9 protein-coding genes are annotated in these 13,581 nt (G+C 69.2%); 2 read left to right on the forward strand and 7 right to left on the reverse strand.

The genetic code is table 11. The annotated features are described in order from the left end of the window. Positions 1-282 precede the first annotated feature (282 nt). The 3 genes from ACNPQM_RS33745 to ACNPQM_RS33755 form a co-directional block, all read right to left on the reverse strand. Entirely contained in the window at positions 283-447 is a 165-nt protein-coding gene (locus ACNPQM_RS33745) for a hypothetical protein (RefSeq protein ID WP_418086952.1), read from the reverse strand. A 100-nt stretch (positions 448-547) separates the two neighbouring features. Next, the gene (locus tag ACNPQM_RS33750; protein ID WP_418086953.1) at positions 548-1,381 is read right to left on the reverse strand and encodes an SCO2400 family protein; all 834 of its coding nucleotides are present in this window, start codon (positions 1,379-1,381) and stop codon (positions 548-550) included. A 335-nt stretch (positions 1,382-1,716) separates the two neighbouring features. After that, positions 1,717-2,028, reverse strand: coding sequence for a hypothetical protein (locus ACNPQM_RS33755; protein ID WP_418086954.1), 312 nt, complete (start codon positions 2,026-2,028; stop codon positions 1,717-1,719). 609 nt (positions 2,029-2,637) lie between these two features. Here ACNPQM_RS33755 and ACNPQM_RS33760 point away from each other — a divergent pair. After that, positions 2,638-3,876, forward strand: a complete 1,239-nt coding sequence (locus ACNPQM_RS33760; protein WP_418086955.1) for a serine/threonine-protein kinase — start codon at positions 2,638-2,640, stop codon at positions 3,874-3,876. Between the two features lie 338 nt (positions 3,877-4,214). Here the strand turns inward: ACNPQM_RS33760 and ACNPQM_RS33765 are convergent, their stop codons facing one another. Further along, entirely contained in the window at positions 4,215-4,520 is a 306-nt protein-coding gene (locus ACNPQM_RS33765; RefSeq protein ID WP_418086956.1) for a hypothetical protein, read from the reverse strand. A gap of 543 nt (positions 4,521-5,063) precedes the next feature. Between ACNPQM_RS33765 and ACNPQM_RS33770 the strand changes: the two genes are divergently transcribed. Beyond that, positions 5,064-5,639 carry a TetR/AcrR family transcriptional regulator gene (locus ACNPQM_RS33770; RefSeq protein WP_418086957.1) on the forward strand — a complete coding sequence of 192 codons (576 nt, stop codon included), beginning with the start codon at positions 5,064-5,066 and terminating at the stop codon, positions 5,637-5,639. 157 nt (positions 5,640-5,796) lie between these two features. Here ACNPQM_RS33770 and ACNPQM_RS33775 read toward each other — a convergent pair whose 3' ends face one another. From ACNPQM_RS33775 to ACNPQM_RS33785, 3 genes are all read right to left on the reverse strand, one after another. Next, positions 5,797-9,999, reverse strand: coding sequence for a S8 family peptidase (locus tag ACNPQM_RS33775; RefSeq protein WP_418086958.1), 4,203 nt, complete (start codon positions 9,997-9,999; stop codon positions 5,797-5,799). 552 nt (positions 10,000-10,551) lie between these two features. Then, positions 10,552-10,848, reverse strand: a complete 297-nt coding sequence (locus ACNPQM_RS33780) for a response regulator transcription factor (RefSeq protein WP_418086959.1) — start codon at positions 10,846-10,848, stop codon at positions 10,552-10,554. Continuing rightward, positions 10,833-13,478, reverse strand: coding sequence for an ATP-binding protein (locus tag ACNPQM_RS33785; RefSeq protein WP_418086960.1), 2,646 nt, complete (start codon positions 13,476-13,478; stop codon positions 10,833-10,835). The genes ACNPQM_RS33780 and ACNPQM_RS33785 overlap by 16 nt, the downstream gene beginning before the upstream one ends. Positions 13,479-13,581 lie beyond the last annotated feature (103 nt).

Here is a 13,581-nt window from a genome sequence, read left to right on the forward strand (position 1 = left end):
CCCGCCTCCGTACACCTGCCGACGTCGCGAGGTTCCTCGCTTCCGACCCCACCCAAACCAAGGCCAAAAAGACGAGTTAAAGATCTGCACACCCTAAGCGGCGGCGAGGCCGAGCAACGTCGCGGAGGGTACAGCCCGTCACGCTGACTGCACAATTGTCGGTGGCCATTCCGCACCACCGTTCCACGCAAACATGCCAGTGGCCGGCCGCCCGACGGTGCCGCGCTTCGGCTACCGGACCGAGCACGGGCTCGAGTTCGGGCACCACCATCTTCAGGACGATCAGGTTCGCGGGGCCCCTACGGCTTCGGCGGCGAGGCCGCGCGCCAGGCCCTCCGCACCTTCAAGTGTGCGGCACTGGGTCTGGAGGTCGAGGCGGGGAATGTCGATGGCCCACCACCGGCCGGTGCGGCGCAGGAAGACTTGGAATTCGTCGCGGGGACTCATGGGCTTTGCCTCCTCTCCTACCCGTCGGCTGGGACTATTGCCCACAGACTGACGCCCGGCCCGCGAACTTCGAAAATCGTTCGACCGGGTGCAGGCCTGGTCAGCTGAGGCACAGTCCGAGTAGGCAGACGTCCGTCGGCGACGTCAGTACCCGTGCGGGGCGGGTCTGGGACGGACCCGCGTCCGTGCCGTTGGTGGGCGCGGGCGTCGACGGCTGTTGCGCCGTTGTATCGGAGCGGTCGGGAGCCGTGTCTCCGGCTCGGTCGGGAGCCGTGTCTCCGGCGGAGGGGGCGGTGCTGTGCGGCTGCGGGGTCGGCGTCGCGGCCGGGCGGCCAGGCGCGGCGGCCCCCGGCCGGTCGATCGGTGGCATCGTGCGGGGCGAGACCGCGAGGGCCTGCTCTCGCGGGGCGTTGGTCCTCGCCGGCGGCTGCGGCTGGGAAGAGGCGTGTGACGACCGGTGAGTGCGCTGATCGGTCGCTGGCACGGAAGCCGAACGATTCTGCTCGGGCATCGGCTCCTCCACGGCGCCGATGCTCGGGGCGTCCGGCGCCACGGCTGCCTCGACCCGGTCGGTGGAGGTTCGCTCCATCATGGCAATGGTCAGGCCGCCTCCAACGAGTGCGACAGCGCTGGCGACCGCCGCCCGGCGCTTGTTCTTCTTCCAGCGGACCAACTGGCGCCGGCGTGCCGCACGCCCCTGCCGCACGGGCGGCAGGTCCTCGACACCGGCGGCAACGTGCGAGGCTACGCTCGTCGAATCGCTGGACTCCGCCTCGCCGTCGAGGAGCATGTCATGCAACGTGTCGGCAGTCGCGGTGTCCCGGTAAGCCGTTGTGGCCGGTGCGGTGCTCGCCATCGCCGGGGCCGACTGGCTGCAGCCGCCCTCGACGGGCGGGGCGATGTCCGGGGCGTAGGCGCCGCACCCGGGGCACACCAGGGCGCCATTGAGATGGCGACAGCATGAGGAGCAGTAATCCATCCGCAGTCTTCCAGTCTTCCTGGTTCGGCACGCCGTCGGCCCGCCTGAGCCACGGCCTGGTCATGTTCGCACATGTAATGGAGCAGCCAGCAACGCTAACAAGGCTTTCGAAACGCTGTGTGCGGCATGTGTGATCCTCCTGCGAGGATTCCTTGTGTGAGGACGGGATGGGCGGGCGTATCCGCGCCGAGTCCACCCACGGCGGCGACCCGCGCCACTTCGGCTGACCAGCCGCAGCGGCTCCGACCGGGGGGCCGCTTCCTCGGCAGGCGTGTCGGTGGGCGCCCTGGTTACAGCCCGCAGGAGCCGCGGTCGAGGTGGAGGTACCGGGCGTGGGCCGGGCGGCACAGCCGGATGCCGAGGGTGACGTCGACGATGGTGACCAGGACGGGCAGGTGTCCGCAGGCGACCTGGACAATCGGGATGTCCGGGTACCCACCTGAGAGCGCCCAGCCAGTACCGAACAGCACTGCGCCAGGGATCACCCCGGCGTGGATGCGCCCCGGGGTGCGGCAGACCCGCAGCAGAGCGAATGTGCACGCGGTGATCACAACAGCGCCGGCGAAGGACAGGAGCATGCGCAGGTCCTGGAAGGTGAACATGCGGTCAACTTGCCGTAGTCGTCGAAGCCGTCGCGGTGGACGAGGATGAGGAGCAGTGCTCCATCGACGCCACGGGCTGCCCACCTGATGGAGTGCGCGTCCTGGTGCGGGGGTGGGATCAGGAGGTGGGCTTGTCTGCGCCTGCAACGCCGTTGGTGTGGCCCGCCGCCAGCTGCGGCACCCCCGTGCGGCCTCCCGCACCGCCCGGTAGGACGAGGCCGCTGCTGCTCGTCCGGTCCGGCCTTCATGGTCTGGCCTTCATCAGACGCCTCTCCGAGGGACACAGCTCCTCTGAGTCGGAGCCACCCTAAAGGCTGTCCCGTAATCCCTGGCGGGCGAACGACGACAGCTGCGGCACCTCGCTGCGTTGTTGGGGCGCCCGAATACACCCAGTATGAGGACGTCCTCCGCCTTGCGATACACCGCATCTGACGCCGCGCGCTGATCCACCAGGGATGATGGGACAGCCCTTAGGCCAACTGGCGTGCCGATGCCGTCTGTCAGAAGGCCGATATGCTGTGGGCCGCTGCAGCTTCCCCCTCACCCGCTCCCGCGCGGGTGTTGCCCTGGCCTGCGGCGGTCGTCTCACGGCATGAGGATGAAACACAGATGTTGATAGCGGGCCGGTACCGGCTGCACGACCCGATCGGGCGGGGTGCGATGGGGGAGGTCTGGCGGGGAAGCGACGAAACCCTCGGCAGACCGGTGGCCCTCAAGCTCCTGCTCGCCCAGGAATCCGACCCCACGGCCGCCTCCCGCTTCCGCCTGGAAGCGCAGACCGCCGGCCGACTCAACCACCCCCACGTCGTCAGCGTGCTGGACTTCGGCGAGCAGGAGGGCCGCCTGTTCCTGGTGATGGAGCTGGTCGACGGCGACAGCCTCGCCGGTCTGCTGTCCACCACCGCGCCCTTGCCCGCCGAGCGCGTCGCCCGCATCGCCGCCCAGGCCGCGGCCGGACTCGCCGCCGCCCATCAACAGGGCATCGTGCACCGCGACATCAAGCCCGCGAACCTGCTCCTGGACGCTGACGGCACCCTCAAGATCGGCGACTTCGGCATCGCCCGTTTCCTGGACGACCCGGCCGCCGCCCTCACCGCCACCGGGCAGATCATCGGCACCAGCCTCTACCTCGCCCCCGAACGCGCCCTGGGCAAGCCCGCAGTTCCCGCCTCCGACATGTACTCGCTGGGCTGCGTTCTCTACCAACTCCTCACCGGACGCCCGCCCTTCCAGGCCGACACCGCTATCGCCATCCTCCGCCAGCACCTTGACGCCACGCCCGTACCTCCCCGTGAGCTTGGCATCGTGCTCCCGCCCGCCTTCGAGAACTACCTGCTCGGCCTCCTCACCAAGCAGCACGAGGACCGGCCCACCGCCCAGCAGATGGCCGACTGGTTCGCTGCCGGCGCCTGGCAGGGCCACCCCGAGCCACTGCCCTCCTCCCTCCCGACTACGGTCGCCTCCTTCGTCGAGAACCCTCCACTCACCGAACCCGGCCCCGCGACCACATACGTACTCCCATCCGCCACCGTACCCGCGGGCGGGCGCGGCCGCCGGGACCGCCGGCAGCGGGCCGGCGAGGTCCGCCGCCTCGTCGGCCGTCGGCCCAGGCTGCTGGGTACCCTCGCCGCCGCCCTGGCCTTCCTGGCCGCGATGCTGCTCGGCATGACCTTGTTCTCACCAGAGCGGAGCTCGGCGGAAATCCCCCAGACCGACCCGGCGACCCGTACGACAAGCCCCGCCCCGGCGCCGCCACATTCCTCCCCGGAGCCGAGCACGGCCCCAGCCACCTCCCCCACACCCGAGCCACCTCCCTCCACCGACGAGGACCAGGACGAGGACAACTGACTTCACAACCGGTGAATAAAGCCAGGGTGGCGATCTGCCGAAGCGAGCTGATCGCCAACCGCTGGCCATTCGCTGCTACTTCACGTGAACAGAGCCATGCCTGGTTCTGTCGGCGCCTCTCCATTGGGATGAGTGCAGACAAAAATGAGCGCTCCCTGGGTCGGAGGGGACCGTTCGCCGCGGAACAGGGGCATCGATGAACATGCCCACACACCCTGCCATCCCCGCACACGTCCTCACGTCCGTGTCTGCTCGTCCGGGGGTCCGTCTCCCGCGTCGGCCGCCGCGTAAAGGTCGCGAATACTGACGTCGGCTCCGAACTCAAGCCGGTGGAAGACTCAGTCGATCGGCTGGCATCCCCGTGCGTCGGGCAGTTCCACGACGAGGGGGACAGCGGTAGGGGAGACCATCGGGGCCTGCCGCCAGGCTCCTCCGACGTGGCGGGTCAGTATCTCGCCGATGTAACAACCGAACGCGATGAGGGATTCGGCCATGTGCTCGCCCGTGACACCTTCGGCACGCAAGCCGTCGACTATGTCCTCGACCAGATCGATGCTCTCGGGGCTGTAATCCAGTTCCGCACCGCTGATGTCGGCCGCGCTCGCGACTATGGCAGCCGCACGCCGGGGCGCGTTACCGGGCACCAGAGGGGGGGTTCAGGTGCTCCTGCATGTGAGTCCTCGGACTGTTGCCGTCAATGTCGTTGAGGCTAACCGCAGAACACCCGGCCAAGCATGCCTCTGGTCATATCGATGTGGAACCCGATCGTGCCACGGATGGCCACCCCATTGGTGGGGCACAGGTTCTGGCCCACGTTGCGTGAGCAGTCCCGAATCCGGCCCGGCCGGCCCGCGACGACACGTGGGAAGGGCATCCCACCTGACGCGCCCGCCACTGCCGTCGAGAGGAGGCAGCATCCTCAACGTAATATTCGCCGAATCTGAAACTCACCCACAAAGCTGCACAAGCTACGAAATCAACCGGCGGCTGCACGTTTACAGTCGATCGACTCATGCTTGCCGAGAGCCGCCCTGCCAGAGTCAGGACGGTGTTCCGTTCCCACATCCCCAGTACTCCCGGGCCGGCAGATCGAGCGTCGGGCACCCCACCGGATGCCCCGCCCGCCTCGGGCCCTGACCATCGCCTTCCCGCAGGCCCGAGGACTTCGCCGACGAAAGGATCCCGCTGTGGCACGCCCTCGTGAATTCGACACCGGCGTGGCAGTGGAACAGGCCATGCGGCTGTTCTGGAGACAGGGCTATCACTCCACGCCGGTGCCACAGCTGACGGAACTGCTGGGAATCGGCAGCGGCAGCCTGTACGCGGCGTTCGGTTCGAAGGACGGCCTCTACGCCCAGGCCCTGAAACGCTACTGCGACGATCTGGTCGCGGCTCTCGACCGGGACGTCCGGGCCGGTTCCGACATCCGTACGGCGTTGCGAGGAATCCTGATCGCGATGGTCACGGCCGACGCGGTGGACCGGCAGCGCGGCTGTCTGCTCGTCAACTCGACCACCGAGCGTGCGACCCACGACGGCACGGCGGAGCAGGCTCACGCGACCGTGATCGCCATGGAGTCCGTGCTGACCGGGGCATTGGACCGCGCCAGGGGCCGGGGAGAACTGGGCAACGAGCACAGTCCGGTGGAACTGGCCCGCTTCTTCATCACGTTCATCCAGGGCCTTCGCGTGATGGGCCAGGCCCGCGTCGACCGCACGTTCCTGGAATTCGCCGTCACCGGAGCGTTGAAAGCACTGGACTGAGGCCGCACGGCAGCCCAGCCCCTGACGTCCGTCGCGAGCACACGGGCCGACCAGCCTGGTCGAGGTGTTGTCGAGGAACAGTGGACGGCCGGGGCGAGAGCTCGGTCTCGCCCCGGCCCATGACCTTTCGGTCGGTTCACCGTTGCAGCGGCACCCGTCAGCGCAGCTTGTACGCCGTGGGGAGGGTCTGCTTGACGGTGTTGCCCTGGCTGTCGGTCGCGCTGATCCGCAGCCCGACGCCCTCGGGCGCCTGCTTCCGGCTCGGGTTCTTGATCTCCGCTGTGAAGGTGTCCGTCGCGGCTTCCTTGGTGGACACCGGACGCCAAGTCTTGCCCCCGTCGTAGCTGGCCTCGACGTGCAGGGAGGTCAGCTTGGGCGAGGCGGTGAGGCCCTCCTGGTGGTAGCCGGCGATCGTGATCTGGTGGGTGGCCCCGGCCTTGGCGGTGTTGTCCAGGGCCAGACCGAGGTCGTACCGCAGGAAGGTCAGCGGCTCCGGACGGCAGGCCGCCTGACTGTCGCCGACCACCTTGCCCACACAGGGGTGGAGCTGCGGGACGTCATCCTTGGCCGGTTTGTCGGAGCTGTACGTCCATTCGGTCCTGACCCCGTTGGTCCTGGCCTCGAACGTGTACCGGCCCGATTCCGCCGGCAGGTCGTAACCGGCGAGCTTGCCGGTGATGGTGAGGAGCCCCCAGTAGTCGAACTGCACTGGCGTCAGACGGCGTTCGACTTCGTCACCGGACTGGTTCCGCAACGTGAAGTCGCAGGTGTAGTCGAGGGTCGGCTGGCTGGGCGGGGTCGTCGGACCACAGGCATAGGTGCCGAAGAGGAGTTCCGCGAGCAGGTCGTTGTCGACGATTCCCACCATCGCCTGACGGGCTCCGCCGCTGCTGGTCAGCTGGAAGGCCGGGTAGAAGGTGTCGCCCTGCCGGCAGCCCGAGCACGGCGTTGCCGAGTCGAACAACAATCCGGACTTGCTCCGCACCTGCGGCGCGGCTCCCGGTACGAGCGGTCCCTGGTTCCAGTGGACTTCGTCCTGCCCGGTGAGAACCATCTCCCGGCTCTCACTGCGGTCCCGGACCAGGACACGGTCGTCTCCGCGGTCGGCCCAGGCGGTGAGGAATTGGCTGATGGCGTTGTCCTGCCGCTTGATGAAGGTGGTCATGGTCTGCTGTGTGGCCGCACGGGGCAGGTACATGCTGATCCCGCCCGGCACGGAATCCGACAGCTGCGTCCAGGCCATGTTGGTGACCACTCCGGGCCGGTCCGCGTGGAAGTGGTGGTCGACCCTGTCGAGTTGCTCCGTACCGACCCGGCGCTCGGGGTTCGAGGCGATCTGACCGTCCGAGTAGTAATGGGCGGCATAAACCCTCGGCGTGGCTGCGCCACCGAGAGTGATCTTGACGTCGGGGTCGGCCTTGATCCGCGTGATCAGGCGGTCAGCCTCGGCGTTGGGCACCCTCACGATCGGCAGTGCGGCGTACGGCTGGACCTCGGGGCAGCTCTTCGGCCCGTCGGTGCAGACGGTGCTTTGTGCGGAGCCGCCCAGTGAGGTGAGACCCGGTGCCGCGACCAGTACACCGACGGCGCCGGCGGCGGCAGCGGCGGCCACCCGGTCGTCCCTGAGCTTCGGGAAGTCACAGGTGTCCTGGCAGATGTCGGTCGGCCTCAGCAGCACCAGCTTGCCCCGGGCGTCTGTGTCGGCGAGCTCGGAGGGGGTCCCGGTGCCCGCGTAGACCACCGGTACATCTCCCTTGATCGGCAGTCGCGCGATCGGGACCGAGACATTACGGCGGACCGACTTCCCGTCCTTGAGCCATGTCTGCGAGCCGACGAGCGAGACGTCCGGGGTCCGGTAGCGGGCGGCCAGGCTGAAGGGAGCACCGCCGCCGGTGGCCTTCATGGTGACGACGGGAGTCGTCTGCACGGTGGAGATCTCCTCGGTGAGGGTTCCCGTGCGCACCTTCTCGGTCGGCAGCGTCCACCAATTGGTCGTGCCGTCGTACCCGGTCACCATGGAGGCCGAGATCACCCATGCATGGTCCGCCGAGTACCGGGTCGTGAGGTCGACCATGGCGTAGACCTCGGTGGTCTCCGGGAACTGCACGTTCACCCGCTTGAGGTCGCGCAGGTCCAGGGTGACCGTGGTCGCCTTGGTGAGACTCACCTCCGGCGCCATCGGTGTGGCTTGCTGCCACTCCCCCGACGCGTCCCGCCACTTGACGGGGAGAGTGGCCGCGTAGGTTCCGGTGAAGAGCGACGTGGTGACCGTGTCCCGGCCGATGACACTCGAGGGAACCCTGTTGAGGCCGGGGATCTCATCGTTGTCCACCGGTATGAAAGTGGCGTAGCCGTAATGGATGTCGGTGGCACCCGGCGGGGGTACGACCTTCACGGTCAGGGGAAGTTTGGGCGGCTCAACGAAGGTAGTGACCGGTGTGGCCGCCCACAGGGCTCCCGAGGAGTCCCTGGCGCTCAGCGTGCCCGTGTAGTTGCCGAAGGCCCCGTCGGTGTCGGCCCCCCGGCCGTCGAGTGTCACCGACACCTCGGTCGATCCGCCCGCAGGCACGACCACCTCATCCGTGCTGAGGTTGATCAGGCCGGCCACGGCGGGCTTCCCGGCGGAGGAGAGCGACGCCGTGAGGTGCAGCGTGGTCTCCTCGTCGGTGTGGTTGATGTAGGTCACCTTTTTCGTCAGCGGTGTGTGCGGGTACGCCAGGCGGCCGAAGCCCAGGTTTCCCGCCGTGGTGATCCGCGGATCGATCGCGGCGGCGATGTTCACCCGCCCGACACCCTGCGCGGCCGCGGCGAAGCCCAGGTTGGTGGCCGTGCTCATCAGCAACGACTTGATCTGCCGGCCGGTCAGGTCCGGATGCTGCTCAGCGACGATGGCCGCGGCACCGGTCACATGCGGTGTGGCCATCGAGGTCCCGTTGGACGAGACGTAGTGCTCGTTCACCGGCGTGCCCATCGTTGTCCCGGCGGCACGTGCCGCGACGATGTCGACACCCGGAGCCGCGATGTCCGGCTTGGCGGCGCCGTCCCCGATCCGCGGTCCGCGGCTGGAGAAACTGGCCATCTTGTCCTGCTTGTCCACCGCCGCCACGGTCAGTGCCTCGTCGGCGGAGCCCGGGTTGAGGACCGTTCCGCTCGTCGGGCCGCTGTTGCCCGCGGCCACCACGAACAGGGATCCGGTGCTGCGGCTGAGCTCGTTGAGCGACTGGCTCAGCGGGTCGGTCCCGTCGGTGGGGACATCGCCGAGGCTCAAGTTGACAACCTTGGCCCCGGAGTGGGCGGCCCACTCCATGCCCGCGATGATCGCGTCCTCAGGGCAGTGTCCGCTGTCGTCGCAGACCTTGCCGACCCGCAGCTTGGCCCCGGGGGCGACACCCTTGTACCGGCTGTCGGACGCGGCGCCGGTGCCTAGGACCGTGGACGCCACGTGGGTGCCGTGCCCGTGCCCGTCCTCGGGGCCGTCGGGGTTGCCGGTGAAGTCGACCTGCTCGACGATGCTCTTCGCCACGTCCGGGTGGTTGGGGTCGATGCCGGTGTCCAGCACCGCCACGGACACGCCGGTGCCGTCGTACCCGCGGTCCCAGGCGACAGGCGCGCCGATCTGCGGCACGGACGTGTCGAGGGTGACCTTGGCCATCCCGTTGAGCCACACCTTCTTGACCCCGGACAGCGACCCGGCGGACCGGGCGACGCTCGAGCGGGTGTCCGTCTTGCCCTTTACCTGCTGCCACCACCGGCTGCCGCCGTCGATCTTCATCGAGCGACCGTTGACGCTCGGCAGCGCCTTGCCGCCGGTCACACCGGCCGGCTTCGGAGCCTTGGCCGCGGCATTCTTGTCGGTGTAGGTGACGAGCACCGGCACCTCGCCGGTCCTGCCGGCCGCGTGGGTCTTGCCGGCCGCGGTGAGTTCCACCAGCTCGGTCAGGTCGAAGAGCCCCCAGTCGAGCAGTCCCTCGTCCAGCAGTCCGAGTGCGTCGTTGGGCACGAAGTGCACGGTGCCCAGGTGGGTAATGGTCTGGAAGACGACGGGGGTGCTCTCGGACCGCGCCGCGCTCTCGACGTTACGGACGACCGGTCGGCCGTCGGCGTCAACGCCGACGTCCACCTTGTCACCGGTGATCAGCGTGACCGGTACGGTCCCGCCGGCCGCGGAGACGATCTTGCGCAGGTCGTCATCGGCGGTCGGTGACACCTTCTTCTGCACGGCGTCCGGGTGCGACGCCTGCCGGGCCGAATCGGTGGCGTGTACCGCCGTGGGCGACATGATCGCCCCGAAGACGGCCAGACCGACGGTCACCGCGGCCAGGCGCGTTCTGAGACGCTGGGTTGTCGGACTTCGCTTCATCTATCGATCTCCTGTTGGATTCACGAGGAACGGCTGGGGAGGGCAGACGGCGTAAGAGCACAAGGTCGTCGCCCGGGCAAGCGCGGTCCGGCCACGCGCCGCCTTGCTAGTGCTGCGACCGGAAAGGTTTGCCGGGAAGCTCGCGGCGTCCGGTGCGGTGCATCGCAAGGCGGAGGATCGCCCTCGTACCGGACGTACTCGGGGGATGCGACAACGCAGCGAGGTGCCGTGCCGGGCGTCGCGAGCCGGTGAACCTTTCCGGTCGCAGCACTAGAGGGGTCCGTACTCGTCGACGTCGTCGGCATCGCCCTCGCTCCGGGTGATGGGGGCGTCTGCCGGCTCGACCGACGGTCCAGCCGGTAAGGGTTCGCCGTTCGCCCGGCGTGCCGGCACGGCTGGGTCACCTGCCGACTGGGGTGCAGACGGTTCTGCGGGCACCATGGCGACGAGTGTGCAACCGAACCCGGTTGCGGCTCGATTGGTCAGATGCGGGATTTAAAGCCGTCGCGCGGTCACGCGTTTTTCTTCGCGTCCGGGCGAGGACGGTGGAATTTACTCGTCGCCCGTGGGCAGTTGCCCCTGCTCACCGACGAGACCCAACTCCACGACCTTGAGCGCGAGTACGGTACGCGACGTCACACACAGTTTGCGCATGGCTGACTTCAACTGGCTGGCCACGGTCTGCGTCGACACCCCGAGCCCCTCAGCGATCTGACGGTTCGTCCGGCCGCCGACCAGCAGACGAACCACCTCCAGCACGCGTGGGGAGAGCTGGTTGCCGTAGCCGGGGCGGCCCCGGCCCCGCGCCACCCGGGTGTCCCGCCCTCGCTCGTTCAGGGTCTGTGCCACCCGGCGGCGTCGTTGTGGGCGCCGAGGTCCGCCAACGCCCGCGAGACATCGGACAGGATCAGCAGGCCGGCCTCGTGCCGGTCGGCGGCGAGCAGGCAACGGGCGTGGCGCTCCCGAGCGAGCAGGGCGTCGTACGGGCGCGGCAGCGCCTGCCATGCGTCGGCCGCCCGGGCGAACAAACCTGCGGCGTCGGCGAGTCGGCCGTCGGCTTCGGCCAGCATGGCGCGGCACAGCACCAAGGATGCCTGCGGCGCCGGAGCGTCCTTGCCGCCCAACGCCCGTTCGAACGCAGTCACCAGGTCGGCGGCGTGGCCGAGCCGGCCGGCGGCCACCAGGGCCGCGACGCGTACCGGCGCGACCTCGACGGCCCGGGACCAGATTCCCGTGCCGACGCTGATCTCGACCGGTTCCTCCGTGAGGCGGAGTGCCTCGTCGATGTTGCCGTCACGCAGACACAGTTGGGCCAGCGCGGCTGCGGCCTCGATGCGTTGCTGATCGTCCTGCGCGGCGAAACGCAGACGCTCCGCGGCCTCCGCCCGGTCTCCGGCGGCAGCTTGGAGCAAGCCCGCCACGAGGACCGCCTCGCACCGGTCCTTCAGCGGCACCCCGTCCTCGTCATCGATCAGCCGGGCCGCTCTCTCGGCAAGTCCCGCCCAGGCGCCGGTGAACCAGTCGAGGTGGGCCCGGCTCGAGGCGATGGGGCCAAGGTAGTCCCGGAGCTCGTGGCGCTCGGCGAGTGCCTGGGCCTTGGCCAGTCGTGCGCCGGCCTCATCGCTCCGTCCCCACCGCATCGCCGCATCGCCGACATTCCTGTGACCTATCGCGAGCGTCGCCGCCTCCCGCGGATCGGCGGTGTCGTCCGGGATCCGCCGGGCCTCCGTCCACCCGGCCACCTCACCGAGCAGCAGCAGCGCGAAGGCGCGTTCCTGCACCAGACGCAGCCGCTCGTGGGGAGGAATCGACGGCGCCACCGCGGGTGCCTCGCCCAGCCATCGCAGATGCTCCGACACGGGCTGCGCGTTCCCGAGGGGCAGGGCGAGGAGGGTTCGGGCTCGTGCCGCCTCCAGCGAGTCCGGCGCGAGGTCGGGCACCGCTCTCAATATCTCGTGCCGACCCGCCTCGATGACACCCGCCACCATGAGCACCCGACCGATCTGGAATCGGACCGGTGCCTGCTGTTGCGGCGTCAGAGCGTTGGTCCGGAGGGCCGACTGCAACGATTCAATGATCGTCGTGTACGGGTCGGAGCCCGGCAGCGCCTGAAACTGGATCTTCATCGCCAGCCGCACCAGCGGCTCCACCGGCAGAGCGACGGTGGTGACCAGGTTGTGCAGCAGCAGCGCCGCGGTAGCCACGTCACCGGTCTGCATGGAGAGGTCGGCCGCCTGCTCGGTGTACCGGCACGCTGCCTCGACGTCGCCGGCCAGCCGGAAATGCCGGGCCAGCTGCGCCACCGGCGGCAGCGGCGAATTCTCCAACGCCCGGCCGGCGCGCACATGCAGGGCACGCCGTTCCTGGGCCGGAATGGCCTCGTACACGGCTTGACGCGCCAGGGCGTGGTGGAACGACCAATGCCCACGTACGTCCTCACGCAGCAGACCGCACCCCAGCGCATCGGCCGCCGGCTCCGCGAACCGGTCCTCGGACAGACCGGCCACCGCTCTCAAGGTCACGTAGTCGGCCGGAGCGGAGAGCACCGACACGGCGTACAGGACAACCTGGACTTCGGACGGTAGCCGCCCCACGCGTTCCAGCATGGCGTCGCGGATCGTGGGCGGCACCTCAATGCGGTCCAGCCGGCGGCGCGCCCAACCGCCGCCCTGACGGATCAGGTCGGCCCGGTCATGCATCAACCGCACCAACTCCTCGACCGCCAGCGGTATGCCTTCCGTTCGTGCGTGCAGGAAGGCCGCGAACTCGGTCGACAAAGGCTCGTCGGCCAACATCGAGGAGACGATCGCGGCGGTTTCGCCGATCCCCAGCGGCTTCAGTGCCAGCCTGACCAGGTGTGCGTCGGCAGGCAGCCGTGAGGTCAGCCTCAACAGCAGTGAATCGGAGGGCACTTCCTCCCGCCGGTACGTCACCACCACGCTCACCGGTTGGGGTCGGCGCGAGACCAGGAACAGCAGGAACTCCAGAGTCGCCTCGTCCGCCCAGTGCACGTCCTCAAGTGCCAGCACCGCCACGTCGAGTCGGTTGAGCACCTCGACGAACGCGTGGAACAGTCGGTGCCGGGCGGCAGTCGCGTCTTCGAGCGGCTCCGGCGCCGGCGGCAGGTCGGCCGCCCACTCGGGAAACAGCGGCCGCAGCGCGCCGCACAGTCCGCTCAGCCCCAGCCCGGAGACGCTGCCGACGCCGTCGCGCACCGCGTCCACGACCGCGCCGAGCGTGTACGGCACGCGCAGCTCCGGGCAGGTGCCGACCAGGACACGACGGCCACGCTCGCCCGAGGGCACCAGGAACTCCCGCAACAGCCGGGTCTTGCCGATGCCCGCCGCACCGTCGACCAGGACCACGGCAGGCGCTTGCCCGAGCGCCTCGCCGAGCACGGCAACCTCCCGGTCCCGCCCGACGAACCGCGGCAGGGAAAGTGCTGGGAGTCGACCGGCATCGGTGTTGGCCCGTCTCACCAGCGCACGCCTCCCTCAGCCGATCACCCGGTTCGTTCACCCTCCCCGACCGCGTGCGGGAGCGGGAAGTGTGACGACGGCCGATGCCGCACACGTCACACGG

The organism is Streptomyces sp. NPDC056231 (genome assembly GCF_048270745.1).
In the GTDB taxonomy this organism is placed as follows: Bacteria; Actinomycetota; Actinomycetes; order Streptomycetales; family Streptomycetaceae; genus Streptomyces.